At 56.6% G+C, this 25197-nt stretch carries 23 protein-coding genes; 5 read left to right on the top strand and 18 right to left on the bottom strand.

Annotation, left to right across the window (positions count from 1 at the left end):
* From dnaE to AAGF34_RS22390, 4 genes are all read left to right on the top strand, one after another.
* Complete coding sequence (dnaE, locus tag AAGF34_RS22405; protein ID WP_342617916.1) at nt 1–3570, top strand: DNA polymerase III subunit alpha; 3570 nt, start codon at nt 1–3, stop codon at nt 3568–3570.
* Between the two features lie 153 nt (nt 3571–3723).
* Nucleotides 3724–3987 carry a FeoA family protein gene (locus tag AAGF34_RS22400; RefSeq protein ID WP_342617915.1) on the top strand — a complete coding sequence of 88 codons (264 nt, stop codon included), beginning with the start codon at nt 3724–3726 and terminating at the stop codon, nt 3985–3987.
* A gap of 1 nt (nt 3988) precedes the next feature.
* Nucleotides 3989–5884: a ferrous iron transporter B gene (locus AAGF34_RS22395; RefSeq protein WP_342617914.1), complete on the top strand. Its 1896-nt coding sequence runs from the start codon at nt 3989–3991 to the stop codon at nt 5882–5884.
* A 4-nt stretch (nt 5885–5888) separates the two neighbouring features.
* The gene (locus tag AAGF34_RS22390; RefSeq protein WP_342617913.1) at nt 5889–6149 is read left to right on the top strand and encodes a hypothetical protein; all 261 of its coding nucleotides are present in this window, start codon (nt 5889–5891) and stop codon (nt 6147–6149) included.
* A 10-nt stretch (nt 6150–6159) separates the two neighbouring features.
* On the opposite strand, the gene tolA is transcribed toward AAGF34_RS22390, so the two are convergent.
* The 16 genes from tolA to AAGF34_RS22310 all read right to left on the bottom strand — a co-directional run bounded on the left by tolA (nt 6160) and on the right by AAGF34_RS22310 (nt 22590).
* Nucleotides 6160–7086, bottom strand: a complete 927-nt coding sequence (gene tolA, locus AAGF34_RS22385; RefSeq protein ID WP_342617912.1) for a cell envelope integrity protein TolA — start codon at nt 7084–7086, stop codon at nt 6160–6162.
* Between the two features lie 17 nt (nt 7087–7103).
* On the bottom strand, nt 7104–7544 hold the full coding sequence (locus AAGF34_RS22380; RefSeq protein WP_342617911.1) for a biopolymer transporter ExbD: 441 nt from the start codon (nt 7542–7544) through the stop codon (nt 7104–7106).
* A gap of 18 nt (nt 7545–7562) precedes the next feature.
* The gene (gene tolQ / locus AAGF34_RS22375; protein WP_342617910.1) at nt 7563–8261 is read right to left on the bottom strand and encodes a protein TolQ; all 699 of its coding nucleotides are present in this window, start codon (nt 8259–8261) and stop codon (nt 7563–7565) included.
* A gap of 15 nt (nt 8262–8276) precedes the next feature.
* Nucleotides 8277–9461 (bottom strand): pyridoxal phosphate-dependent aminotransferase, encoded by a 1185-nt coding sequence (locus tag AAGF34_RS22370; RefSeq protein WP_342617909.1) that lies wholly within the window; start codon nt 9459–9461, stop codon nt 8277–8279.
* Nucleotides 9462–9471: 10 nt separating this feature from the next.
* Nucleotides 9472–10005 (bottom strand): transcription antitermination factor NusB, encoded by a 534-nt coding sequence (gene nusB / locus AAGF34_RS22365; protein ID WP_342617908.1) that lies wholly within the window; start codon nt 10003–10005, stop codon nt 9472–9474.
* On the bottom strand, nt 10005–10478 hold the full coding sequence (gene ribH / locus AAGF34_RS22360) for a 6,7-dimethyl-8-ribityllumazine synthase (RefSeq protein WP_342617907.1): 474 nt from the start codon (nt 10476–10478) through the stop codon (nt 10005–10007). Before ribH ends, nusB begins: the two co-directional genes overlap by 1 nt.
* 24 nt (nt 10479–10502) lie before the next feature.
* Complete coding sequence (gene ribBA / locus AAGF34_RS22355; protein ID WP_342617906.1) at nt 10503–11618, bottom strand: bifunctional 3,4-dihydroxy-2-butanone-4-phosphate synthase/GTP cyclohydrolase II; 1116 nt, start codon at nt 11616–11618, stop codon at nt 10503–10505.
* 21 nt (nt 11619–11639) lie between these two features.
* The gene (locus AAGF34_RS22350) at nt 11640–12284 is read right to left on the bottom strand and encodes a riboflavin synthase (RefSeq protein ID WP_342617905.1); all 645 of its coding nucleotides are present in this window, start codon (nt 12282–12284) and stop codon (nt 11640–11642) included.
* A gap of 57 nt (nt 12285–12341) precedes the next feature.
* On the bottom strand, nt 12342–13478 hold the full coding sequence (ribD, locus tag AAGF34_RS22345; protein WP_342617904.1) for a bifunctional diaminohydroxyphosphoribosylaminopyrimidine deaminase/5-amino-6-(5-phosphoribosylamino)uracil reductase RibD: 1137 nt from the start codon (nt 13476–13478) through the stop codon (nt 12342–12344).
* Nucleotides 13479–13501: 23 nt separating this feature from the next.
* Nucleotides 13502–14125: a hypothetical protein gene (locus AAGF34_RS22340; RefSeq protein ID WP_342617903.1), complete on the bottom strand. Its 624-nt coding sequence runs from the start codon at nt 14123–14125 to the stop codon at nt 13502–13504.
* 61 nt (nt 14126–14186) lie between these two features.
* The gene (locus AAGF34_RS22335) at nt 14187–19208 is read right to left on the bottom strand and encodes a PilC/PilY family type IV pilus protein (protein WP_342617902.1); all 5022 of its coding nucleotides are present in this window, start codon (nt 19206–19208) and stop codon (nt 14187–14189) included.
* 14 nt (nt 19209–19222) lie between these two features.
* Nucleotides 19223–19828, bottom strand: a complete 606-nt coding sequence (locus tag AAGF34_RS22330; protein ID WP_342617901.1) for a hypothetical protein — start codon at nt 19826–19828, stop codon at nt 19223–19225.
* A 21-nt stretch (nt 19829–19849) separates the two neighbouring features.
* A complete protein-coding gene (locus AAGF34_RS22325; protein WP_342617900.1) occupies nt 19850–21073 on the bottom strand; it encodes a hypothetical protein in 1224 nt (407 codons plus the stop codon).
* A 59-nt stretch (nt 21074–21132) separates the two neighbouring features.
* A complete protein-coding gene (gene pilV / locus AAGF34_RS22320; RefSeq protein ID WP_342617899.1) occupies nt 21133–21591 on the bottom strand; it encodes a type IV pilus modification protein PilV in 459 nt (152 codons plus the stop codon).
* Nucleotides 21592–21604: 13 nt separating this feature from the next.
* A complete protein-coding gene (locus tag AAGF34_RS22315; RefSeq protein WP_342617898.1) occupies nt 21605–22135 on the bottom strand; it encodes a GspH/FimT family pseudopilin in 531 nt (176 codons plus the stop codon).
* Nucleotides 22129–22590 carry a type IV pilin protein gene (locus tag AAGF34_RS22310; protein ID WP_342617897.1) on the bottom strand — a complete coding sequence of 154 codons (462 nt, stop codon included), beginning with the start codon at nt 22588–22590 and terminating at the stop codon, nt 22129–22131. Before AAGF34_RS22310 ends, AAGF34_RS22315 begins: the two co-directional genes overlap by 7 nt.
* A gap of 310 nt (nt 22591–22900) precedes the next feature.
* Between AAGF34_RS22310 and AAGF34_RS22305 the strand changes: the two genes are divergently transcribed.
* On the top strand, nt 22901–23455 hold the full coding sequence (locus AAGF34_RS22305; RefSeq protein ID WP_342617896.1) for a GspH/FimT family pseudopilin: 555 nt from the start codon (nt 22901–22903) through the stop codon (nt 23453–23455).
* On the opposite strand, the gene nrdR is transcribed toward AAGF34_RS22305, so the two are convergent.
* Complete coding sequence (gene nrdR / locus AAGF34_RS22300) at nt 23456–23905, bottom strand: transcriptional regulator NrdR (RefSeq protein WP_342617895.1); 450 nt, start codon at nt 23903–23905, stop codon at nt 23456–23458. It abuts the gene before it with no gap.
* A 16-nt stretch (nt 23906–23921) separates the two neighbouring features.
* On the bottom strand, nt 23922–25166 hold the full coding sequence (gene glyA, locus AAGF34_RS22295; protein WP_342617894.1) for a serine hydroxymethyltransferase: 1245 nt from the start codon (nt 25164–25166) through the stop codon (nt 23922–23924).
* Nucleotides 25167–25197 lie beyond the last annotated feature (31 nt).

Below are 25197 nucleotides of genomic sequence, written 5' to 3'. Positions count from 1 at the left end.
ATGTTCGTACATCTGCGCCTTCACACCGAATTTTCCGTGGTTGACTCCACCTGCCGTATTGACGAGGTGGTCAAGGCGGCTGCCAAGGACGGCCAACCCGCACTGGCCATCACCGATCTGTCCAATCTGTTCGGTGGTATCAAGCTCTACAAGGAGGCGCGTGGCAAAGGCGTCAAGCCTTTGCTGGGGGCCGAGATCGTGCTGGAGGGGCTGGGATCGGACGTGCTGGCTGTTTCGCGCATGATTTTGCTGGTGCAGAACAAGCAGGGTTACCTGAACATTTCCGAGTTGATTGCCCGTGCATTTACCCAGAACGTGCTGACCACGGGCGGCAAGCAGCAGGCCGTGGTCAAGTTGGCCTGGCTGAAAGAACTGAATGAAGGGCTGATCTGTCTGGCAGGCGCCCAGGCCGGGCCGGTGGGGCAGGCGCTGGTGCAGGGCGATACGCAGCGCGCCTATGACGTGGCGCTGCAGTTGGCGGGCATATTCACCCACCGCTTCTACCTGGAATTGCAGCGCGCCGGACGTACGGACGACGAGCCCCACGTCATGGCCACGGTGCAACTGGCTGCACGCATGAAGCTGCCGGTGGTGGCTACGCATCCCATCCAATTCACGCTGCCCGACGATTTCGAGGCGCATGAGGCGCGTGTCTGTATTGCCGATGGCGAAGTGCTGGGCAATGCCAAGCGCGTACGCCGCTTCACGCGCGAGCAGTATTTCAAGAGCAGCGCGCAGATGGAGGCCTTGTTTGCCGACATTCCGTCAGCCATTGCCAACACGCTGGAGATTGCCAAGCGCTGCAGCCTGACGCTGGTGCTGGGCAAGCCGCAGTTGCCGGACTTCCCCACGCCCGAAGTCAACGGTGTGCGCATGTCGCCGGAGGAGTATTTCCGCTATGCGTCACTGGAGGGTTTGAAGGAGCGCATGCTGCATCTGTATCCCGATGCCGCCGAGCGCGAGAAGCGCATGCCCGAGTACCTGGAGCGGCTGGAGTTCGAGCTGGCCACCATTCTCAAGATGGGCTTCCCCGGCTACTTCCTGATCGTGGGCGACTTCATCAACTGGGCCAAGAATAACGGTTGCCCGGTGGGGCCCGGACGGGGCTCCGGTGCCGGTTCGCTGGTGGCCTATGCGCTCAAGATCACCGACCTGGACCCGATCAAGTACAAGCTGCTGTTCGAGCGCTTCCTGAACCCGGAGCGGGTGTCCATGCCCGACTTTGATATCGATTTCTGCCAGACCAACCGCAACCTGGTGATCGACTATGTGAAGAGCAAGTACGGCAAGGACGCCGTGAGCCAGATTGCCACCTTCGGTACCATGGCCGCGCGTGGCGTGGTGCGCGACGTGGGCCGCGTGCTGGACATGAGCTACACCTTTTGCGATGGCATCAGCAAGCTCATCCCCAACAAGCCCGGCACCAACGTTACCCTGCAGTTGCCGCCCACCGATGGCAAGAAGAGTGACAAGTACGTCTACGCCACCGAAGCCGAGCCGATTCTGGCCGAGCGCGAGGCCAAGGAAGAAGACGTCAAGACCCTGCTGGAGCTGGCACGCAAGCTCGAAGGCCTGACCCGCAACATCGGCATGCACGCCGGGGGCGTGCTGATTGCGCCGGGTAAGCTCACCGACTTCTGCCCGCTGTACCAGCAGCCCGGTAGTGAGTCGGCGGTGAGCCAGTACGACAAGGACGACGTGGAAGCCATCGGCCTGGTGAAGTTCGACTTCTTGGGTCTGGCCACGCTCACCATTCTGGAGATTGCGCGCGAGTTCATCATGAAGCGCCACCCGGGGCAGGAAGGCTTTGCCTACGAAAACCTGCCGCTGGACGATGCCAAGGTGTACCGGCTGTTCCAGGAAGGCAAGACGGAAGCCGTGTTCCAGTTTGAAAGTCGCGGCATGCAGGGCATGTTGCGCGACGCCAAGCCCACGCGCCTGGAAGACCTGATCGCCTTGAACGCGCTGTATCGCCCGGGCCCTATGGACCTGATTCCCAGCTTCGTGGCCCGCAAGCACGGGCGCGAAGAGGTGGAGTACCCGCACCCCGCCGTGGCCGACATGCTCTCCGAGACCTACGGCATCATGGTCTACCAGGAGCAGGTGATGCAGACGGCGCAGATCCTGGGCGGATATTCACTGGGCGGCGCCGACTTGCTGCGCCGGGCCATGGGCAAGAAGAAGGCCGAAGAGATGGCCGAGCACCGCGAGAAGTTCCGCGCCGGTGCCCTCAAGACCCACAACATTCCACAGGAGAAGGCCGACGAGGTGTTCGACTTGATGGAGAAGTTCGCGGGTTACGGCTTCAACAAGTCGCACGCGGCAGCCTACTCGCTCCTGGCCTACCACACGGCCTGGATCAAGGTGCATTACACGGCCGAGTTCTTCTGCGCCAACATGACCGTGGAAATGGACGACACCGACAAGCTCAAGGTGTTGTTTGAAGATGCGGAGAAGATGGGCCTGACCTTTGAGCCGCCCAATGTGAACCGTGGCAAGTACCGGTTCGAGCCCATTTCCGACAAGCAGATCCGCTACGGGCTGGGCGCCATCAAAGGCACTGGCGAACAGGCGATCGAGGCCATCGTGGCTGCGCGCGAGGGCAGGGGCCCGACCGCTGAGGCCGGCCCGTTCACCAGCCTGTTTGACTTCGCCCGCCGCGTCGAGCGCAGCCGCTTGAACAAGCGCTGTGTGGAAGCACTGATCAAGGCTGGTGCCTTTGACACACTGCAGCTCAACCGCGCCAGCCTGGTGGCTTCCATTGACCTGGCGTTTGACTTTGCCAATGCATCTGCGGCCAACGCCAACCAGGTGGGCCTGTTCGACATGGGCGACGACGACCACGGCTCCAGCACGCAGGAACCCGATCTGGTGGAAGTCACGCCCTGGGGCGTGAAAGAGCGGCTGACCTTCGAGAAGACAGCGGTAGGCTTTTATCTCTCCGGCCATTTGTTTGACGAGGTGGAGACCGAGGTGCGCAAGTTCGCCAAGCGGCCCATTGAGGAACTGCTGGAAACCCGCGAGCCGCAGTTGCTGGCCGGCATCGTGACCGACCTGCGCGTGATCAACGGGCAGCGGGGCAAACTCGGGCTGTTCAAGCTGGACGACAAGTCCGCCACCATCGAAGCGCGTGCGGACGAGAACCTGCTCAATGCGCACAAGAACCTGCTCAAGGACGATGAACTCATCATCGCTATGGGCAAGGCCCAGCCGGACCGCTTCTCAGGCGGCATGCAGTTCACCGTGCAGCAGATCTGGAGCCTGGAGCAGGCACGTTGCCGCTTTGGCAAGTACCTGCGGGTAGCGGTCAATGGCCGCGCACCAGACATTGCGCGCTTGCTCAAGGACTTCCCGGCCCAGCGCGAAATATCCGAGCAGGGCGAACTGGTGCGGGGCCTGGGTGTGCGCCTGCAGCTCAAACGGGATGCCGATGAAGCGGCTCAAGGTTGTGCGGGTGCCGAAGTGGTGCTGGCACTGGGTGAAGAAGCGCGCTTCTACCCCAGCGATGCGGCGCTGGCGAGCTGGCGTGCACAGGCTGATCAGGGCCGCGCCGTCATCGCCTACGACTGACAGGCGACGCCATAAAACCGGTCCTTTGATCTGGCTCAAACGCCGCGCGATTGGTACGGATAGGGGGCATGCCAATCAATCTAAATGAGATAGACTCTCATTTAGATTGCGCGTTGTCCATGCCTTGGAGACGCCAAACCCCAAGGATCCAACATGCTTCTGTCCCAATTGCCCAATGGTGCCCATGCCCTTGTGAAGCGTGTCTTCAGCGGTTCAAGCGAAGTGGATCAGGCAACGGTGCAGCGGCTGGAGGAGTTAGGTTTCATCGCCGGTGAGCCGGTGCTGATGCTGCGTCGTGGTCCTGGTGGCCGTGAACCGCTTGCCGTGCAGGTGGGCGAGACAATGTTTGCGCTGCGCCTGGTGGAAGCCTGCAGCGTGGAAGTATCGGCGCCTGATTCGGTGAAGGCGCTAGCCTGATATGTCCCAAACGTTGACCGCCGCGCCCAAAGTGATTGCCCTGGTGGGCAACCCCAACTGCGGCAAGACCGCGCTCTTCAATCTGCTGACAGGTGCTCGCCAGAAAGTGGCCAACTATGCCGGCGTCACGGTGGAGCGCAAGGTCGGCACTGCCCGGCTGCCGTCCGGCAAGACGATATCGGTGGTGGATCTTCCAGGCTCCTACAGCCTCAAGCCCAGCACGCCCGATGAGCAGGTCATGCTGGAAGTGGTGGAAGGGCGCCGCGTTGGCGAAGCCGCACCCGATGCCATCGTGGCGGTGGTGGACGCCACCAACCTGCGCATGAATCTGCGCCTGGTTTTGGAGCTCAAGCAGTTGGGCAAACCGCTGATCGTGGCGCTCAACATGGCGGACGTCGCACGGGCCCATGGTTTGCATATCGACGTGCAGCGCCTCAGCGCTGAGTTGGGCTGCCCGGTGGTGGAGACTGTCGCCGTCAAACACGAAGGCCACGCAGCATTGCTGGCGCAATTGGAAGTGCAGATCAACCAACTGGCGCAGGTGCCTGATGCGCAGGCCACAAAGCAACCGCGGGCTGCAGCAGCATGGAGTTCGGTGGAGCTGCAAACCCAGGTACGCCGCATATTGGCGCTGGTGGCGCCACAAGTGCCTGCCATGGGCCGCTTTCAGTACCGGCTGGATGCGGTGGTGATGCACCCGGTGTGGGGGCTAGTGTTGCTGGCCACCATCCTGTTCCTGATCTTTCAGGCGGTGTTCTCCTGGGCCAATGTGCCCATGGACCTCATCAAGGACGTGATGGCAGCGGTGGGGGACTGGACCACGGCTCATATGGAAGACGGCCCGCTGCGCAGCCTGCTGGTAGACGGCGTGATTGCTGGCGTGGGCGGCGTGTTGGTGTTCCTTCCGCAGATCCTGATTCTGTTTTTCTTCATCCTGTTGCTGGAAGATTCCGGCTATCTGCCGCGCGCCGCCTTCTTGCTGGATAACCTGATGGGCAAGGTCGGGCTCTCGGGGCGCGCGTTCATTCCGCTGCTGTCGAGCTTTGCCTGCGCCATCCCCGGCATCATGGCCACGCGCACCATTGCGAACTGGCGTGACCGCCTGGCCACCATCATGGTGGCGCCGCTGATGACCTGCTCGGCCCGCCTGCCGGTGTATGCCTTGCTGATTGGCGCCTTTGTCCCAGCGCGCCAGGTGGGCTGGTTTGATCTGCGCGGGCTGACCCTGTTCGGCTTGTACATTGCCGGCGTGGTCAGTGCCATGGCGGTGGCTTGGCTGCTCAAGCGGGTTTGGATGAAGTCGCACTACCAGCCTCTGATGCTGGAGTTGCCGCCGTACCGCCGCCCCAGCTTGCGCAATCTGGGGCTGGGGTTGTGGGAGCGGGCGCGCATCTTCATGAGCCGTGTGGGCGGCATCATCTTTTCCCTGATGGTGATCCTGTGGTTTTTCTCCACCTTCCCCGGTCCGCCAGCGGGTTGGGATGCATCCCAAGGACCGGCCATCCAATACAGCCTGGCCGGCATGCTGGGCAAGGCACTGGAAGTGGTGTTTGCGCCCATTGGTTTCAACTGGCAGATTTCCATTGCCTTGGTTCCGGGCCTTGCCGCTCGTGAGGTGGCTGTAGGCGCACTGGGCACGGTGTATTCACTGTCTGCCGCCGAGAGTGGTGTGGCCGAGGCACTGGCGCCAGTGATTGCGCACGGCTGGTCCCTGGCCACCGCCTACGCGCTGCTGGCCTGGTATGTGTTTGCACCGCAATGCTTGTCCACGCTGGCGGTGGTGCGCAGGGAAACCAATTCGTGGAAATACCCGCTGCTGATGGCGGGCTACCTGTTTGCGCTGGGCTATGTGGCCGCCTTTGCAACCTTCCGCATCACGCAGGCATTGGGAGGCTAGTGCGATGGTGCAGTCTTTGATCGCAGGTTTGCTGGTGGGCGCTAGTGCAATCTATGCGCTGTGGACTCTCTGCCCCAAGGCAGCACGCGGTCGCCTCACTGCCAGTCTGCTGAAGCTGCCGCATCCGCGCTTCCTGGAAAAGCCTCTGCTTCAGGCGGTCAAGCAGCAGGGTGGTTGTGGTTGTGATGGGTGTGACCGGGTGTCCTTGAAGGCGCCTGCCAAGCCCCAAGAAGGTTACGCGTCCATCGTGATTCACCGCCGATAGGCGGCTATGCCTAGTCCTTGGGGCGAAAGCCAATCAACATGGGATTGGGGATACGGCCGTCCACATCTCTTGGCAGCACTCCGGTCTTTTCGATTGCACGGGTAATGGCGTCATCCCACGATTTCACTCCGCTGGATTGGGTGATGCGGGCACTCAGGATATCGCCGCTTGGGGATGTGCGAATTTCCACCTCGACGCGCGGGTTGCCGTTGATGTTGTCCGGATAGGTGATGTTGGGCTTGATGCGCGCCTGGATGCGGCCGGCATAGCTGGCAGATGGGCCGCTGGACTGTGCTGCTGAAACACCGCCCGGCGTACTGCCGCCGCCATCACCTCCGGCAAGCCGCTCGAAGCGCTTGATCTGGTCTGCCCGCGCCTTGGCCGCCGCAGCTTCAGCCTGCTGGTCCTGCTTGCGTTGCGCTTTTTCCTTGTCCGCAGCCAGCTTGTCAGCCTGCTCTTTCTTGAGCTTGTCCTGCTTCTCTTTGTCTTTCTTTTCCTGCTCCAGCTTGGCCTGCTTTTGCTTTTCCAGCTCTGCCAGTTTCTTTTTCTCCAGCTCGGCCTTTTCCAATGCCAACTGCTTCTCCTTGAGCTGTTTGGCTTTTTCCTTTTCCTTGGCAAGGGCGATGTCGGCCTGGGCCTTGATCTCTGCCGGCGTGGGGCCAGGGTCGGGCTTGGGTTCTGGTTTGACCTCCGGCGGTGCCGGTTTGGGGGGCTCGGGCTCAGCCACCGGTTCGGGTGCAGGTGGGGCTGCCTCCACCGGAATGGCGGACCACAACTCGGCTTCCACCGGGGTCTGAACCGCTTCGCGTTTCCATTGCACGCCCACGGTGAGAACCGCTACAAGCACCAGATGCGCCAGGATGGCCAGAATCAGCGCACGCAGCATCCCCGGCGCGGGTGGCGGCGCAAATTCCAGGCGACGAGCGGAGGATTCCATGGGGTGTGGCGGGGAGCTTAGTTGGCGAGCTGCACCGACAGGCCCACACGCTGGATGCCGGCGCGTTGCAGTGTGTCCATCACACGGACCACGCTTTCGTATTTCACGTTCTTGTCGGCGCTGATGACCACCGCCGAATTGGCCGCTGCCGCGCTGTCCTTGCCGCCTTGGGCACGTTTGACCGCTGCAGCCAGATCCTTGAGGGAAATGGGAGCAGTCTGGTCGCTGGTCTTGAGTTCCAGCGCGTCATCCTTGCTCACGGTGATCTGGATCACTTGGTCCGGCTGGCGTGCGGCCTTGCCCACACTGGGCAGGTCGATCAGGCTGGGCGTGATGAGCGGTGCGGTCACCATGAAGATGATGAGCAGCACCAGCATCACGTCGATGAAGGGCACCATGTTGATTTCGTTGATGGTGCGGCGTCCGCGTCCATGACCTCGGCTGGCAACGGCTGGCATGTTGGGCTCCTGATTTCTTCAGCGTTGCGTGGGTTGCGCAGCCTGCGCACCCACATTGCGTTGCAGGATGTTGGAGAACTCTTCGATGAAGGTCTCCTGCTGGATGGCGATGCGATCCAGGTCGCGCGCAAAGCGGTTGTAGGCCACCACCGCTGGAATGGCGGCAAACAGGCCGATGGCCGTGGTGGCCAGCGCTTCGGCAATGCCGGGTGCAACCGTGGAGAGCGTGACCTGCTGCAAAGAAGCCAGGCCGGTGAACGCATGCATGATGCCCCACACCGTGCCGAATAACCCCACGTAGGGCGATACCGAGCCGACGGAGGCCAGAAAGGACAGGTTGCTTTCCACCGCGTCCATCTCGCGCTGGAAGCTTGCACGCATGGCGCGGCGTGCTCCGTCCATCAGCGTGCCGGCATCGGTGATGCGGCGTTCACGCAGCTTCTGGTATTCACGCATGCCGCTGGCAAAAATGCGCTCCATGGGACCGCAGTGGCTGGCGCGCTTGACGGCGGCATTGAAGAGCTCGTTGAGGCTGGCGCCGGACCAGAATTCACGCTCGAAGTCTTCGTTCTGGCCCTTGACCTTCTTGAGCGCAAACAGCTTGCGGAAGATGGCGGCCCAGCTGGCGATGGACACCAGCATCAGCAGCAGCATCACGGCTTGCACCACGATGCTGGCATTGAGCACCAGATGGAGAATGTTGAGGTCTTGGTTCATGGATGGCTTCGGTTGTCAGGCGAGGAGGGCGCGCAGGCGCTCCACCGCGGTTTGCAATTGCGCCAGCGAACTGGCAGTCGAAAATCGGATGAAGTTAGCAGTCTCAAAATGTCCAAAATCGCGACCCGGTGTCACTGCCACATGGGCGCGGTTCATGACTTCCAACGCAAAATCCCAGCTGCCGTTGACGCCCAGTTTGCTGCACGCGGCCGAACAATCGGCCCAGGCATAGAACGCGCCGTCTGGCATGACGGGTACGGTCAGACCCAATGCGTTCAGTGCGGGAATGAAATAGTCGCGCCGGGCCTTGAACTCTTCGCGCCTTTGTTCAAAGGTGGCAATGCTTTGGGCTTCAAAGCAGGCCAGCGCGGCATGCTGCGCGATGGCGCTGGGGCAGATGAACAGGTTCTGCGCGAGGCGCTCCAATGCCGACACCAGCTTGTCGGGCACCACCATCCAGCCCAGGCGCCAGCCGGTCATGTTGAAGTACTTGCTGAAGCTGTTGATGCTGATGATGGAGTCGTCAATGTGCAGGGCGGTCTGGCCGAACTGCGCATCAAAACTCAGGGCCAGATAGATTTCGTCCACCAGGGTGATGCCGCCGCGCGCCTGCACTACTTGGTGGATGCGACGCAGCTCGTCGGGATGAATCGAGGTGCCGGTGGGGTTGGAGGGCGATGCCAGCAATACACCGCGCGTGCGCTGAGTCCACGCGGCTTGCACTTTGTCAGCGCTGAGCTGGAAGCGCTCGGCAGCCGTGGTGGGGATCAGTGTCGCCTGGCCTTGTGCCGCGGTCACGAAATGCCGGTTGCAAGGGTAACTGGGGTCGGGCATGAGGATTTCATCACCCGCGTCGATCAACGCCATGCAGGCCAGGTGCAGCGCTGCGGACGCACCAGCCGTCACCACAATGCGGCTGGCCGGCACTTTGGCGCCAAATCGCGTGGCATACCAGTCGGAAATACGTTCACGCAGAGGCATCAGCCCAAGCGCCGGGGTGTACTGTGTCAGGCCGTCACGCACGGCACGTGCTGCTGCTTCCTGTACCAATGCGGGGGCGGTGAAGTCGGGCTCGCCAATGTTCAGAAATACCATGGGCGAATCGGTGTGGGCCACGGTGGCGCCCAACTCGGCCGCCGCCTTGGCCACTTCCAGCACGTAAAACGGCTCTATGTTTCGTGCGCGCTCGGAAATCTGCATCGGTGCTGGTTTAGCGAGGTTTCTTGGCGCGGTCGGCTTCGACTTCGGCCGCACGCAATTGCGGAGCCAAGCCGTTGAGCACGGCGTTCACGTATTTGTGGCCATCGGTGCCACCAAATTCCTTGGCCAGCTCGATGCACTCGTTGATCACCACGCGCCAGGGCACGTCCAGGCAATGCTGCATCTCATAGACACCAATCCACATGACGGCGTGCTCAATGGGCGAAATTTCGGCAAACGGGCGATCCAGCAAGGGCGTGATCAGTGCGTCCAACTGTTCGGCTTGCTCGTTGCAGCCATGCAGTAGTGCGTCGAAATGCGCGGCGTCGGCTTTGTTGAAACCGGCCAGGTCACGGGTGAAGGCATCCACATCGTCCACCGGGTTGCGGCCCACCAGGCTTTGGTATAGGCCCTGCAGTGCGAATTCGCGGGCGCGGCTGCGGTTGGATTTGCTGCCAGCCTTGCGCGCGCCGGTGCTGGTCACGCCGGTGCGTGATTGGCGGGGCGGTCGGGCAGGGGCGCTGGGGTGGTTGAAATCACTCATCAGATGGACTCCAGCAGATTGGCCATTTCCACGGCCACACGGGCCGCGTCACGGCCTTTTTCTTCCTGGCGGGCCACGGCCTGCTCCAGGTTTTCCGTGGTCAGGATGGCGTTGGCAATGGGGAGTTGGTAGTCCAGACCAATGCGCGTGACAGCGGCACCGGATTCATTGGCAACCAGCTCGAAATGGTAGGTTTCCCCACGGATGATGCAGCCCAGGGCAATCAACGCATCGAACTGCGATTTTTCCGCCATCGCCTGCAAGGCCACGGCCACTTCCAGTGCGCCCGGTACGGTGATATGGGTGATGTGTTTCTCGGCCACACCCAGTGCCAGCAACTCCGCCTTGCAGGCCTGTGCCAGGGCATCGGTGATGTTGGCGTTGAAGCGCGCCTGCACGATGCCGATGGTCAGTTTCTTGCCGTTCATGCGGCTGTCGCTTGCGGCTACGTTGCCTTTGTCTGCGCCAAACATAAAGAGTTCCCTTGAAGAATTGATTTACTTGCTGATGTAGCCGGTGATTTCCAGGCCATAGCCGGCCATGCTGGGCATGCGGCGCGGGCTGCCCATGAGGCGCATCTTGTGCACACCGCACTGGCGTAGCACCTGTGCGCCTATGCCGTAACTGCGCAAATCCATGCGGCCACGCTCGGGGCCATGGGCAGCACGTGCAGAGCCCTCAAACTGGGCCAGCAGCTGCTCGGCGCTTTCGCCACAGTTGAGCAGGACCACCACGCCCTTGCCCTGCTGGGCGATATGGGCGAGGGTGGACTCCAGGCTCCAGGTGTGCATGGTGCGGCCCACTTCCAGTGCGTCCAGCACCGAAAGCGGTTCGTGCACGCGCACGTCCACCGTGTCATTTGCACTCCACTCGCCCTTGACCAGGGCCAGGTGGATGCCGCTGCCAGTGCTGTCCCTGAACGCATGGGCAGCAAAGTCGCCAGACGCTGTGTGGATGGTGCGGGTTCCAACCTGTTCGATCAAGGACTCCACGCGGCTGCGGTGGGCAATCAGGTCGGCAATGGTGCCGATCTTCAGGCCGTGCTCTGCGGCAAACAGCTGCAGGTCAGGCAGACGAGCCATGGTGCCGTCGTCGTTCATGACTTCGCAAATGACCGCAGCGGGGCTGCAGCCCGCCATGGCGGCCAGGTCACAGCCGGCTTCCGTATGACCGGCGCGCATGAGAACGCCGCCGTCCACCGCTTGCAGGGGGAAGATGTGACCGGGCTGCACCAGGTCAGCAGGGACGGCATTCTTGGCCACCGCGGCTTGCACGGTACGCGCGCGGTCTGCGGCAGAGATGCCAGTGGTGACACCTTCGGCCGCTTCGATGGACGCGGTAAACGCAGTGCCCTTCTTGTCGCCGTTGCGGGCGGTCATGGGGGGCAGCTGCAGGCGCTCGCAGCGCTCGCGGGTGAGGGTGAGGCAGATCAGACCACGGCCATAGCGGGCCATGAAATTGATGCCGTCAGCCGACACATGGTCAGCCGCCAGAATCAGGTCGCCTTCGTTTTCGCGGTCTTCCTCGTCCACCAGGATGACGATCTTGCCGGCGCGCATGTCGGCCACGATGTCTTCAATGGGGGAAATGGGTACGGGGGCGTAAGTGCTCATGGGGAGAAGGAAAATGGATGATTAAACGGGTGCCGAGGGCACAGCTTGAGCTGGTGCCGTCAGCATGCGCTCCACGTAGCGTGCGATCAGGTCAATTTCCAGGTTGACCTGGCTGCCTTCCCGAAGGGCTGACAGAGCCGTGTTTTCAACGGTATGGGGAATCAGGTTGATGCTGACCTCGCAACCCTGTGCCAGATCGGCAACCTGGTTGACTGTGAGGCTGACACCGTTGATGACGATGGAGCCCTTGTACGCCAGGAATTTGCCCAATGCAACGGGGGTCAGTACACGCAATTCCCAGCTTTCGCCAACTTGGGCAAAACGGGTTACGGTGCCTATGCCATCCACATGGCCTGATACCAGGTGGCCACCCAGGCGATCATTGGCGCGCAAGGCCTTTTCCAGATTGATCGGGCCTTCGCGGTCCAGTCCGGCGGTCTTGGCCAGGGATTCGGCTGAAATGTCCACGGTGAACTGATGGGCAGGGGCGTCCAGAGTTGTGACCGTCATGCAGGCGCCGTTGAGCGCAATGCTGTCTCCCAGGCTCACGTCTTCCAGGTAGTCCGCAGGGCAGGTGATGGTTAGGCGCTTGCCGTGCGTGGAAGAGCTGCCTAAAGCGTGAGCGGCGGCGATGCGCCCCACGCCGGTAATGATTCCGGTAAACATCCCCGCATTTTCGCAGGGATTGGGGCTTGATCCGTGTCTGGCTTGTAATCCCGCAAATTAAAAATTGTCGCGACCTGTTACCCGTGCCAGGATGCGCAGGTCCGGGCCGACCATTGCCGTGGACAGGAAGGTGAGTGGCAAAGCCTGCGAAAGTTCGGAAAGGGGGCCGAATTGCGCCATATCTGCCCCCTGTCCCATCAGTTTGGGTGCCAGATAGACTAGAAATTCGTCGATAAGACCTTCGCGCACCAATGACCCGTTGAGTTTGTGGCCTGCTTCTACGTGCAGTTCATTGATTTCCCGGGTTCCCAGATCCCGCAACATGGCAGCCAGATCCACCTTGCCGGTGGGGCTGCCATCCACGTTGTGTCCAGGCTGGTACAGAACGGTGGCCCCTTGCGATTCCAGTGCACATGCCTTTTCTGCATCTTCCTGCGCGGCATAGATAAACAGCTTGCGCCCCGCAACGAAGATGGGGGAATCCAGTGGTGTCTCGAGCTTGCTATCCACCACCACCAGATGCGGTTGTCTTGGGGTTTCCACAAGACGTACATCCAACCGCGGCTTGTCCTGTAGCACGGTTCCTATGCCAGTCAATACCGCACTGGCGCGGGCGCGCCAGGCATGGCCGTCAGTGCGTGCCTCTGTGGAGGTAATCCATTGGCTCACTCCGTTGGGAAGGGCGGTCTTGCCATCCAGCGAAGCGGCAACTTTCATGCGCACCCAGGGCATCTTGCGCACCATGCGGCTGAAAAATCCAATGTTGAGTTCCCGCGCTTCAATCGCCAAAGGGTGGTCGGGAGCCAATACTTCCACCTCCACGTCCGCGGCGCGCAGGCGGGCAAAGCCTTGCCCCGCGACAAGCGGGTTGGGGTCGGTATTGGTTGCAATGACCTTCTTGATACCTGCAGCGATGAGCGCGTCACAGCACGGGCCGGTGCGGCCATGGTGTGAGCAGGGCTCCAGGGTGACGTAGGCTGCGGCGCCAACGACCGAGTGGCCCTTGGCCGCGGCATCGCGCAGGGCCATGACCTCGGCGTGCTGGCCACCGGTTTGCTGGGTGTGGCCTTGGCCGAGAAGCGCACCGTCGGGAGTCATGATGATGCAGCCGACTCTGGGGTTGGGGTCGGAGAGTTGCATCGCTTCAGCCGCAAGTGCAAGTGCTGTTGTGAGTTGTGGACTGGCAAGCGGCATTTCAATTTTTGGATTTGGATCGGCTATTGCGAGGGTAGGGTGGGGTCAAGCTTCACTTCAAATTCCAACAGGGACTTGACTGCCAAAGTCCCCAAAATGCCGGGGCTAAAGCGCATCGCAGTGAAGGAGTCAACTATTAGCTTGCGAGCAATTTCCGACAGAAAATTATCGCTCAGTACCACCCGATCCACTTTGCCATTTTCGTTGATGAAAATGCGGACCATTACCGGCAACGGCATTACATCTGGTATGAAGGTGGCGGGGGGGGCGCCACTGTCGTCCAGAAATGCAGGCTTGGAGGTAAGCTGCTCCACAGGGAAGTAGTATGGGCCAGACACGGAGTCTCCCGAAGGTATCGTGCTCACTTCGCTTGGGTGCGAAATGGGAGGGGCTGATTGTTCCATCTCCTTTTGCACGATTGCTTGCACTTCTTTTTGTGTGAGCGAGGAAGTGGCGATGTCAGGTGAAGGCGGTAGGTCTGAACTTATCAGGCGCATTGAGACCATGGAGGCACTGGCATTCACATATTTGCTGCCCAAGGGATTGGAATCACTCCAGATCAGCAACACAACGCTGTGAGCGGCCACCGAAATTATCACGGCGGCCAGCCATTCGCCCTTACCGCGCAGCAACGCTCCTTGCTTCAATCTGGGTGACGTGGGAATGCCGACAAGTGACATATGGATGGATCACTGCCTATTTCCAACTCTATTGGCTCGTTAGCTCGCGCCAGGAAACCCGCCGAACTCCCGCGCCGCTGAGATAAATGGGGGGCTTACTGGTTATCGTTGACACTGGGCTACCCAGCGCGGCAGTTCCTTGAGTGATGGCAACGATAGATCCATTTTGCAATTCAATAGGAACCGGTCGAGTGGCAATGATGGCGCCAAGGTTTGTTCCAACTACACCGTTTGATCCATTTACTGCACCGCCATTTACATAATTCAGTGCATAAAGGTAACTGTCTCCACCTGCGGTGCTGTTCAGGCAAGGGTCAGCGGAGGGGAGAGTTGGCGTGATGGTGGTAAAAAGAACTGTGCCCAGGACCAGCGTCGCATCCGTTGCCGAGCGTTCTCCGGCAGTAAGGAAGTCTACATACCAGCCGTCGTTTGTTGCCCAGTCCACTGTATTGGATGTGCTGGTTTTGACTTGGTCATTGGGCACACAAATGGAAGCGGGCGTATTTGCTGGACACAATCCCGCAGTCAGTACCTGTCTGACAAATTTGCTGCCCGTGTCCCTTGGAGACGTGAGTGTATTGGTATCGCTACGGTCAACTACTCCGTAGAACGTCTGGTAGTCAGTATTGGTAATGTCGCTAATACCTAAATATCTTCCGGTGCCAACGTAAACCATGGTCTTTCCATTTACGGTTGCCATGTCAGGCTTTGCAGTAATAGGTTGAGCCTTTCCATTTGCATCCTTGAAACTAACAAGCTTCTGCGCATCGTAGCCCGAGGCACCAATGTCTCCATTGATATCGAACCGCCACAAATTTCCGGCGGTGTCTCCACCGTAGGCTGCAACGCTGGTGTTGTCTGTATCGGGATACAGCGCACGTGAATCAATTCGCCCCATCTCTCCGGTGACGCCGGTGTCTATCTGACTTGCGCCCAGGCCGGTCGTTGTGCCATCTATAACATTGCGAATATAGAGATGAGACTTGCCATCAGCGGTGTTGTAACCGGAAGACAGCAGCACCACCCATTTGCCATTCTTGAGTTTGGTTATTTTGGGGTTTCCATAGGTATATCCCATATTTGTGTCGGTAAATTCCCACAAAAATATAGGGTTGGCGGGATCCGTCACATCCAACGCGTAATACCCTTTGCCACCGCCATTGAGTCCACCAATAAGAATAGTTCGCCATTCATTATCAATGCAACCCGTTACGCCACTTCGACAAGGGCCATATACATCACTGATGGTCGGAGTGCCGTCCACAAAGTATTGATGGTTATTGGAATATGTCATGTCAGCCAATTTATAGAGGTTGGGGACGACCCTTGATGGAATATAGGCCCAAGCCTCCTTGCCTGTCGTTGCATTAAATGCATGCAACATTCCGTCATTTGCTCCAACATAAACCATACCTGTTCGACTGGCCATTGCAGTCTTGAAAACATTGAAGCTTGTATCGGTATAGTTTTGCAATGGCACCTTTACATAGCGCGCTTCTGAAGACACGATGTCACCCAAAATATTAACACGACTGCGATAGTATGTGCCTTCATTTGTTCTATCACCCCGGATATAGTTGATCAGCATTTGCGCTGTGGCACCGGACGGGTTGCTCACACAGCCAGTTCCCGTAGAGCAGAATTGAGACAGGTATGGTTTCCAATTACTGGTGGAAAATGTACTAAGCAAACTGGCATTCGAATCCACAAAATCCACCAAGGTGCCAGAAATATTTGTCTTGATTGTGCGAGATGTATTGGGGGTTGCGGGGATTAGTGATGTTGCTGCCTCGTCAACATTAACGACTAGAGTATTGTTGGTCTCATTGCTGTTGGCGTCGAATGAGTCGCCAGAAGTATAGGACACAACACTGGATTTGACATAGTAGCATTTTGTTCCACTGGAGTCGGTGTAGCGGAACGCGCTATTTGTATAGTACGTGGTTTGGGCTGTCCACACTGTTGTGGAGCAATCAAGTAGTCTGCTGGCGTACCAGTTTGGACTGGATAAGCTGCCGTCTGACGCAATCACTTTGCGAGTTAACTCGCCTGTCCAGAGCATGGACTTGTAGGATGAACTGAAAACAAAATTATCTGTAGTCGTAACATTCGGGTTGCTGCTGGCTGCCGCGGCAGAAGTTCCGTCACGCGGCTGTGCTGGAATATTACCCAAAGTGGTCGCCAGACCTGTCGACAACGAAGTGGGATCCTTCGCACTGAAGTAGGTTCCTCTGCCGTTTACTGCGGCATGCCACAAGTCATCGATATTGGCGTTGGAGTCAGCAGAGGGAATGGGCCAATAACATTGGCCTGAGCTTTGCCACGAGCAAACGCCGGTAGAAGTATTGGCAGTCGCTCCAATCAGGATTGATTTGAAATCTCCTGAAGTATCACTCCAGTAATCATTGGTCTGCGAGTTGGTAGGCGCATAAATCATTTGCCCTTGCGATCCCAGACCCAGTGTAAATGTAGTCATGTGTTGCCAAGTTGCCGTGTCACGGTCTCCTCCCTTTGGGACACTGTTATTGCACAAATCGTAGCCGGTGGAAGATGTGCACGTTCCGGTGGTATCGGCGGTGGAATTGGGAGTGGCGGTGCGAAGGTCTGTACTATAGTAATACTGTGCCACGTCTGCCAGGGTATCTGACGTGCCGTTGGCGATAACAGTCTGGCATTGTGTAGCCAGTAACTGAGTGTAGGGTGAATTCGCGCTTTGTGAAGCGTTCGTACAGGAGCTAACGTTACCCCAACTGGACCAAGATGTGTATTGGCAGCGGGTCGTCGAACTCGTGGTACACGTAGCAGTCGCGTCCACATAGGCACTAAATGAACCGATTACCTGCTGACACTCCGTTGCAACCAATACGGTGTAAGGCGATGAAGGTGAGGCCGTAACGGGAGTGCATGCGGCGTTATTGGTTGTGTTGGTAAAGCTGGTGGTTGGTTGATAGTACCGACATTCTGTGGTTCCTCCGACCGTGCATGTGCCTGTGGCATTGACCCAAGCTGTATAGCCAGTAAAAACGGTACCCGAACAGGCTGTACGGGTGCGACCTGTCGTATCAGGAGTGCATTGCGCGTCTACGGCGTAATAGGCCCAGGCAGTCCAAGTTGCTCCACTATCCGTGGAATTGGAATAAGGAAATTGACATTGTGTACGATTGCTTCCAGTGCCAACCGAAACACAACTGGAAGCGTTACCCCATGCTGTCCATGAGCCGCCGCTGTTGGTGGATGTCCTTTTTAGAATAGAGGGGGCAGTGGCAAAAACCTGGGATCGGGTCTGCAAATAAGTGTTTCGATACTGATTGATCAAGGGCGCAGTAGAGACTTGCAGCTTGCTGGTCCTTGCTTGCAAGGTAGAAGTGCCGCCATCACCATACGGGGCCGGTAAACCAATGTCCTGATTGCCGACGGCTGTGCTGCCATCCAATTTGTAGCCTGCTCCGCCGTTCCAGAATCCATCGGTTGACAGAATCGTATAGTTGCGCTGGCAATAGTATTGCAATGGATCAGAAACTACCACGCCGTTGTACGTGGTTCCATTGAGTTTCCCACCATATAAACGACCAGCATCCGACAATCTGGCTCGCAACGGCGTGGAATTACTTGGCTTGGCTTTTAGTAATTGGCTGTACCACGTGAACTTCTGAGTTCCGGTAAATTCGCCAAGATTGACAAAATCCGTATTTGCGTTATTGTTAATTGTCATGTAGCCAACGCGATAACGTGACTTGCCTGCAGCAATATCAGAATTTGTATCTATAGAAGCAAATGCATTGCTGGCCGCCGTCTTCATCATCTGCATGCGGGTGCGATAGTAGGTCCACCAATTCGCATAGTTGGTCATTTCTTCGTTGCCAGTGCATGTGCTGGCGGCGCAGTCTGATCGTGTTGCGTACTTCACCGTTCCTCCCGGATAGGGATATAACGCTGTAGTACTAGGAACGATGACAGTCATTATGGTGAAGCCCGGTACCGTTGTGGTGGTGAAAGCGGTCTGAGTCGATGTGAAGGTGCCGGAGTTGGAAATAGTGGGAGTACCCAAGGAAGTGCTCAAACTCGAAGTGGCAACCGGCCCAGCAGTAATTGTGATGACATTCGACGAAACCGTTGCGGCAAAGCCTGAAACATTACAAGCAGTAGAGGACGGAAGACTGCCGTTACATGCATTGATTGCCGCAGCAATTTGGGCCGCAAATGTACTGGTATTTGTACCTGTCGATGTGACGGTGCTATTCAGAATTTGATAGGTATTGCTGCCGACGACAAATGAGATGGAAGAAACTGTGGTACCACTTGCGACAGAGTTAATGGCAATTGTGCTTGTTCTCGGCGCTGGCGCTCTCACATAAGCATGGGTGCTTGAAAATGCTGCTTGGCAATTGGCACCGTTGCTGTCACACCAGCGCACTGGTGCCGGAAATGTGTAGGTGCCTGTCGGTGTGCTGGAAGTGGTGCAGTTCTTTAAACTACTGGAGTCGCAGTATTCACCTGCGATGGTCGTGAAAAAATACCGCTGACTGGTCGATGTAGGGGTGATGTTGCTGGTTGACGTACTTTGTACGCCATAGGCATCATTCTTGACCGCATTCCAGTTGGGATTGCTGGTGCTTCCATTCGAGTCGGCGCCTGTACTTGTACTGACACCGGTCATATTGAGGTAAGTTGTCGAATTGGTGGCACCTGTGGAGCCCACCGCAATTGGCGGGACGTAGCGCACGGCAGGGTTGTAATAAACACCGTTGTAGGCAGCATTACGGAACATATATTCGTAACGTGTGGAACTCGGATCCTGTCCCGTACTGCCGCAAGATGAATTGGTCGTGGACTGCGACGCACAGGCCCAATCCGGCATGAAATCCCAACTCATACTGCCAGAGTCATCCAGCAAAAAAAGTACGTTCGGTTTTACATCATTTGCCGAGGTCACTGCATAGGTACTCAGTGGCGTACTGGAAAGGTCGGTTGCTTCAGTTTGACCTATTGCAGATAACAATAAAGTCGTCGCCAAACATCTGATAATCGTTGGAGATATATTAAAGGACATGATGCAACTCCTTCTCATTTGTACACAATGGATTGCACATAACTAACCGTACTGTGTGGACCATCTACTCGGACAGTAATCCGGTAGCAAAAGGGATGTGGTGGATTGGGCTGGGTTGAACCAGCAGATGCACTGCCACCGGAGTTGGCCAAACTCGCAGCGGTTGGTGAAATGACGCAGGTCATTTTATCGGTGGAGCCTGCGGCCGGGCATAGCCTGTCAATGATGTAGGACACGGTGTTCCCAGAGGCATCGGTTGTCAGCGTCTTCACGCTACGATTGACCTTAATGTAGCGATTCCAGTAGTTATCCCAAGATAGTTTGTCGTTTGTAGCATCAGGTGAAAATAAAGGATCACTTCCGTTGGCGACGTATCCTTCAGTATTTACGTCCACCGCTAGGGTCGTATCCGTTGCGCTATTAAGCCATGTCGTAGCCGACTCAATTCCCAAATCAGCAGAGTGCGTTGCGGCTTGCTGAAACGCCAAGTTGCCGGCAATCAAATTATTGGTGTCCACCGACCGTATGATTGCCAGTGCAGCCAATGTCATGGCCACTAGCACAATCAAGGCGATGATAAGTACCACTCCCTCCTCAGTTTTTTTAATTGAGCTTCGCATTTGGCAATTTCCGGTAACTTCTTACGAGCACAAAGTTGAAGATGCAATTGGGGGTCTCAATTGCGGTACTAGCCACACCGAATTTCTAACGGGTATCAAAGTCTGGAAAGCCCTATATCTGTAGTGACGCCACTCCTGATCAGTTGCATCGTCTGTGCCTAATACAATCGGTTGCGCCAAGTCAAAGGAATTGTGTGTTACATCATGATTCACATCCCAGGATGGAGCCATTGCTGGGCCATCTGATATTGATGCTAATGCTGACGTATTTGAAACAATGGCACTGTTGTTGGCAACAGTCACTATATTTTTGTCGCGCTCGTCACTTCGGGTGACTAGCATGATATTCAGTCCCCAAATTCTGGCCCAACCACATGAGTCGATAGGTTGGGTTTGATCATTGGTTACGACACTGCCATCCCATAATGCACCACTGTTGTCCTTCCAATATACTGCGCGCATGCTAACAACATTTTCTGCTATCGGAATCCATACGGAACTCAATCCAGATTTGCTATTCAGACTGCAATCGTTCACATTGAAATCACATACAGTGAGGCTCTTATTTCTTACGGCATATACAAGCACGGTCGGACCATTTGTAGGCATGGTAGGAGTGGGGGTGGCATTGACTCCACTTGGTCCGGGACCAAGGTTGAAAAGTGTTACGCCGGCTCCCCCCGAAGAGGCTGAAACAGTACCGTCGGTTGAACTGACGGAAGTAACTTGAGTAATGGGTAAAACAGCGGAACCACAAGAATCAGCAGTGGTGCCAAGCGTGGCGATGACTCGATCTCCAACAGAAAATACGGTTGTTGTACTCTTTAACTTGTAAACCGATCCACTGGATCCACTGGGATCAATTTCACTGCCTTGCGAAAGACTGTTGCCGTTACCATACATCACCATGATAATGTCAGTATTGGCATCACCCGCCGGTATTAAAGATGTGCCATCAGTGCTGACAGGATTCACTGATACCGGTGCCAAACGGACCGACTTGCTGATTGCACTATTGTCTGCAACATTCCACGTTACGCCGCAATTCAATAGCGCGACTGAGCTCAATCCATATCCAGCTCGCTGGACGTTGGTTTGCAATTGATAGAGCGTAATAGCGCCCGTGCTTTGTGCGTTAGCTCCACCCGATGCATTTCGATTCCGTGCTTCTGAATAGGTAAATACTTGAAGCACGACCAGGCTGGCAATCATACCAATGACTAAGCCCACCAGGATTTCAATCATGCTGAATCCTGCCACGTGGGAACGGTTCTTGAATATACGGTGAGTCAATTCAATATCCCCTATGGTTTAATCTGCGCAATCGCTACATATCGATGTGGCGCAACGTAATGGGGATCATTTGTGTCACTAGGATCACTTGGCGAACGCCAAAACAATGTGATGGTGACGGTTCCTTCCCCTGGATCGTTTGCCGTATTGTTTACAGACACCGTGGGATCTTGGGGCGTAGGCAGCGTGGATGTAACTAGTGCCTTCCAAGCATCGTATTTGTCGTGGACTGCTCCGCCTGCAGTAAAGTTATTAAAAAGCGATGTTGACTGTCGGTCACTCATCCACATTTGTCCGAGCAATTGATTGGCAAGCATCGATGCCTCTGAACGGAATCTCGCTTCCGTCACTTGCTTCACGGCAGTACCTTGGAGACCCACTATGCCGAGAATGCCAACGGCAAACAGAAGAATGGCAATAAGAGCCTCAATGAGCATCATGCCGCTTTGAGAGTGTTGTGCTTCTTTCATATTCATCGTCAGATCAGCATGCCTGCGGACTGCTTGGGTTTGTGTCAGTTAAACGCGGATCACAGCTTCGAATTTGCCCTCCCGGTGCCACAATGATGCGCAGGCAGCGAATTGAGCCGCCATCTTTTTCACATGTGCCATTGCTATTTGAAATATTAATTACCGAAGTACTTCCATCGGATAGCGAAGTAACCTTGCCGAAGCCATTGAAATTCAATACTAAAGGGGTTGCACTGGTGGAAATTGCAATTTCAGCTGGAATTTCCGTTGCCGGCATGGATGGCAATGTGTCCGCGCAATTTGTGCAAGTCAGACTCCAGCTACGGTTTGCCGATAAGTTGAAAGCAACGATTGTGTTACGTCTCACAGCCTCGGCTTTTGCAAGACTCAATCCGTTGTGAATTGCTTCTGTCGCATTGCGAACCTTTCGATTCTGCAAAAATGCTGAGAAGCTAGGTAGTCCCATAACCACCAACACAACCATGATGACCACTGCCATCATGGTTTCGATGAGGCTGACACCTCTTTGTCTGGAAATTAACACGTACCCCCCGTGTTAGTTAGCCAGCAAGCCTGGGTGGAGCTGGTTCGCCAAGCAGAAGGCGCCGGCGATGCGATGGTTGTAGTCTTCGCATTGGTTTGATCCAATGTATAAGTAAATCCCGCCATCGAGCCTTGCCCTTGCGCCCGCAGCGTATAAACAGAGGCCGTGGCCGCGACGGAACAATCAAAATTAAAATATTTGCTGGTTGTGGTGTCGGAATTGCAATCCGGGGCACCAGCATAGGTTTTGTTATCTTGGTAATACTGTTCGAGCTTGACTCGCTTGACGGCCAACGTTGAAGTAGCATCAGGAATCTTTCCGCGAATCACATAATTACTGTAGGAAGGTAAGGCAATGGAGGCCAAAATTCCCACAATCGCAACAGTAATCATTAACTCAATAAGGGTAAATCCGCGCTCAACGGGCAGGCCGTGAGCAGTATTTCTAATTTGCATAAATTGAGTTCCGTAGGGATATCTGAATTACAAAAAATACCCAATGTCCCAGGGGTTAGTTTGGGCTACTGCGTTGCATGCTAAATGAAAGAATTGACACGTGCGTGTCTGATTGACAAGTGGTCGCCAAAAGAGTACGGGCGGTAGCATCCAGGGCAACGAGTTGCGGGCGTCGATTGTGAGGCGTTAGAATCCCTGCGCCTGATTCAACGGCTACAGGCATTTCCAACTTCAAGCAGCTTTCTGCCGCGCTGCAATTTCCCTCTTCCTAATTTATTGAGCGCTCCTAATGGAGCGGGAAATGGTGTGCATGCGAAAAGTTGGGTTGCAAATTGGAAGTTCACCAATTGAAATGCTGCTAGTAGTCGCTATTTTGACTGCGACAGTGGCGCTTTGTGCTTCAGGAATGAGTAATCTGGTGAGCGAATGGCGTCTTCGCTCCGTGTCATTGGCTGTATGCGATGGTTTGCGTCTGTCCCGTATCGAAGCAATCCGCAGGAACGGGCATGTCGTGATGTGCAAATCCAATGATGGGTTCCAGTGCAAAACTACTGGAGACTGGTCGCAGGGGTGGATTGTTTTCCACGACATCAACAATAGCCGTCTAGTCGACGGTGGAGAGACAGTCTTGTTTCGGGAAGCAGCGATATCCGGAAAATTGCTGCTTTCCGGGAACACCCCAATTTCGAAAGATGTCTCTTACACTTTTTCGGGCGAGGCCATTTTGCCTAAAGGCGGATTTCAGGCAGGCACGTTCACTATTTCCACTCGAGACTCGAGCTCAGTGCCAATTTTTTGCATTGCAGTCAATAAGAGAGGTACATATCGTGTGTATAAATCCTACAGCGGAATTTGTGCCAGCTAACTACTTGCTCACCTCATCCACCAACGTCTTGAACTCATCAATATCCTCAAAGTTGCGGTACACGCTAGCGAATCGCACGTAAGCAACCTTGTCGAGCTTTTTGAGCTCGCGCATCACCAGTTCACCAATGCGGGTGGATTGCACCTCACGCAATCCCAGATTCAGCAGCTTTTCCTCGATCCTTTCGATCGCCGCGTCCACCTGTTCTGTGCTGACCGGCCGTTTGCGTAGCGCCAGGTTCATGGAGGCCTGGAGCTTGGCTCGCTCAAATTCGATGCGTCGTCCATCCTTCTTGACGATGGACGGGAAGTTGACGTCCGGGCGCTCGTAAGTGGTAAAGCGCTTCTCGCAGGAGCCGCATTGCCTGCGACGACGAATGAAGTCCCCATCTTCGGCAATCCGGGTCTCCACGACCTGGGTTTCGGAATTTCCGCAGAAGGGGCACTTCATGTTCAGGTCACTCGACTTATTTGTAGACCGGGAACCGCTGGGTCAGGGCGTGCACCTTGGCTCGAACGGCTTCGATGTTGGCTGCGTCGCGTGGATTGTCCAGCACGTCCGCAACCAGATTGGCAGTCAAGCGCGCTTCTTCGTCCTTGAAGCCGCGCGTGGTCATGGCTGGTGTGCCTATACGCACGCCGCTGGTGACCATGGGTTTCTCCGGGTCGTTGGGGATGGCGTTCTTGTTGATGGTCATGTGAGCGCTGCCCAAAACGGCTTCAGCTTCCTTGCCGGTGATGCCTTTGGACCGCAAGTCAACCAGCATGACGTGGCTTTGGGTGCCGCCGCTCACAATCCGAAGACCGCGTTGCGTCAGGGTTTCGGCCACGATCTGGGCATTCTTCAATACCTGCTGCTGGTACTGCTTGAAGCCGGGTTCCAGCGCCTCCTTGAACGCGACTGCTTTTGCGGCAATCACGTGCATGAGGGGGCCGCCTTGCAAGCCAGGGAAGATCGCGCTGTTGATCGCCTTTTCGTGCTCAGCCTTCATCAGGATGATGCCGCCACGGGGGCCACGCAGACTCTTGTGGGTGGTGGAGGTCACAATGTCGGCGTGCGGCACCGGGTTAGGGTAGACGCCAGCGGCAATCAGACCCGCATAGTGGGCCATATCCACCATGAAAATGGCGCCGATGTCTTTGGCCACCTTGGCAAAACGTTCAAAATCAATGTGCAAACTGTACGCCGAAGCGCCGGCCACGATCAGCTTGGGCTTGTGCTCATGGGCCTTGCGCTCCATGGCGTCGTAGTCAATGGCTTCTTTGGCGTCCAGTCCATAGCTCACCACGTTGAACCATTTGCCACTCATGTTGAGGGGCATTCCGTGGGTCAGGTGGCCACCTTCGGCCAGGCTCATGCCCATGATGGTGTCGCCTGGCTTCAGGAAGGCCAGGAATACGGCTTCATTGGCAGAGGCACCGCAATGGGCTTGCACATTGGCCGCTTCTGCGCCAAACAGCTGCTTCACGCGGTCAATGGCAAGTTGCTCGGCAACGTCCACAAATTCGCAGCCGCCGTAGTAGCGCTTCCCTGGATAGCCTTCTGCATACTTATTAGTAAGCTGGCTTCCCTGGGCAGCCATGACGGCGGGGGATGCGTAGTTTTCGCTGGCAATCAGCTCGATGTGGTGTTCCTGACGGGCATTTTCGGCCAGGATGGCCTTCCACAGTTCGGGATCGGTCTGTTCAACAAGAATGTTGCGGTCGTACATGGCAGTCCTTTAAGACATTGGGCCTGTGGGT

It is taken from the genome of Rhodoferax sp. GW822-FHT02A01 (assembly GCF_038784515.1).
Lineage (GTDB): Bacteria > Pseudomonadota > Gammaproteobacteria > Burkholderiales > Burkholderiaceae_C > Allorhodoferax.
The sequence above is the reverse complement of the archived record's forward strand: the minus strand, read 5'-3'. Positions and strand labels throughout refer to the sequence as shown.

What these genes read in the sequence shown, in the direction of transcription:
- AAGF34_RS22395 (WP_342617914.1), top strand. Translation starts at nt 3,989, where the DNA reads ATGTCCCAAACGTTGACCGCCGCGCCCAAAGTGATTGCCCTGGTGGGC.
- AAGF34_RS22325 (WP_342617900.1), bottom strand. Translation starts at nt 21,073, where the DNA reads ATGATTGAAATCCTGGTGGGCTTAGTCATTGGTATGATTGCCAGCCTG.
- AAGF34_RS22370 (WP_342617909.1), bottom strand. Translation starts at nt 9,461, where the DNA reads ATGCAGATTTCCGAGCGCGCACGAAACATAGAGCCGTTTTACGTGCTG.
- AAGF34_RS22390 (WP_342617913.1), top strand. Translation starts at nt 5,889, where the DNA reads ATGGTGCAGTCTTTGATCGCAGGTTTGCTGGTGGGCGCTAGTGCAATC.
- AAGF34_RS22305 (WP_342617896.1), top strand. Translation starts at nt 22,901, where the DNA reads ATGCGAAAAGTTGGGTTGCAAATTGGAAGTTCACCAATTGAAATGCTG.
- pilV (WP_342617899.1), bottom strand. Translation starts at nt 21,591, where the DNA reads ATGAAAGAAGCACAACACTCTCAAAGCGGCATGATGCTCATTGAGGCT.
- ribD (WP_342617904.1), bottom strand. Translation starts at nt 13,478, where the DNA reads ATGCCGCTTGCCAGTCCACAACTCACAACAGCACTTGCACTTGCGGCT.
- AAGF34_RS22310 (WP_342617897.1), bottom strand. Translation starts at nt 22,590, where the DNA reads ATGCAAATTAGAAATACTGCTCACGGCCTGCCCGTTGAGCGCGGATTT.
- AAGF34_RS22330 (WP_342617901.1), bottom strand. Translation starts at nt 19,828, where the DNA reads ATGCGAAGCTCAATTAAAAAAACTGAGGAGGGAGTGGTACTTATCATC.
- nrdR (WP_342617895.1), bottom strand. Translation starts at nt 23,905, where the DNA reads ATGAAGTGCCCCTTCTGCGGAAATTCCGAAACCCAGGTCGTGGAGACC.
- ribH (WP_342617907.1), bottom strand. Translation starts at nt 10,478, where the DNA reads ATGTTTGGCGCAGACAAAGGCAACGTAGCCGCAAGCGACAGCCGCATG.
- AAGF34_RS22380 (WP_342617911.1), bottom strand. Translation starts at nt 7,544, where the DNA reads ATGCCAGCCGTTGCCAGCCGAGGTCATGGACGCGGACGCCGCACCATC.
- AAGF34_RS22350 (WP_342617905.1), bottom strand. Translation starts at nt 12,284, where the DNA reads ATGTTTACCGGAATCATTACCGGCGTGGGGCGCATCGCCGCCGCTCAC.
- nusB (WP_342617908.1), bottom strand. Translation starts at nt 10,005, where the DNA reads ATGAGTGATTTCAACCACCCCAGCGCCCCTGCCCGACCGCCCCGCCAA.
- tolQ (WP_342617910.1), bottom strand. Translation starts at nt 8,261, where the DNA reads ATGAACCAAGACCTCAACATTCTCCATCTGGTGCTCAATGCCAGCATC.
- dnaE (WP_342617916.1), top strand. Translation starts at nt 1, where the DNA reads ATGTTCGTACATCTGCGCCTTCACACCGAATTTTCCGTGGTTGACTCC.
- tolA (WP_342617912.1), bottom strand. Translation starts at nt 7,086, where the DNA reads ATGGAATCCTCCGCTCGTCGCCTGGAATTTGCGCCGCCACCCGCGCCG.
- AAGF34_RS22400 (WP_342617915.1), top strand. Translation starts at nt 3,724, where the DNA reads ATGCTTCTGTCCCAATTGCCCAATGGTGCCCATGCCCTTGTGAAGCGT.
- glyA (WP_342617894.1), bottom strand. Translation starts at nt 25,166, where the DNA reads ATGTACGACCGCAACATTCTTGTTGAACAGACCGATCCCGAACTGTGG.
- AAGF34_RS22335 (WP_342617902.1), bottom strand. Translation starts at nt 19,208, where the DNA reads ATGTCCTTTAATATATCTCCAACGATTATCAGATGTTTGGCGACGACT.
- ribBA (WP_342617906.1), bottom strand. Translation starts at nt 11,618, where the DNA reads ATGAGCACTTACGCCCCCGTACCCATTTCCCCCATTGAAGACATCGTG.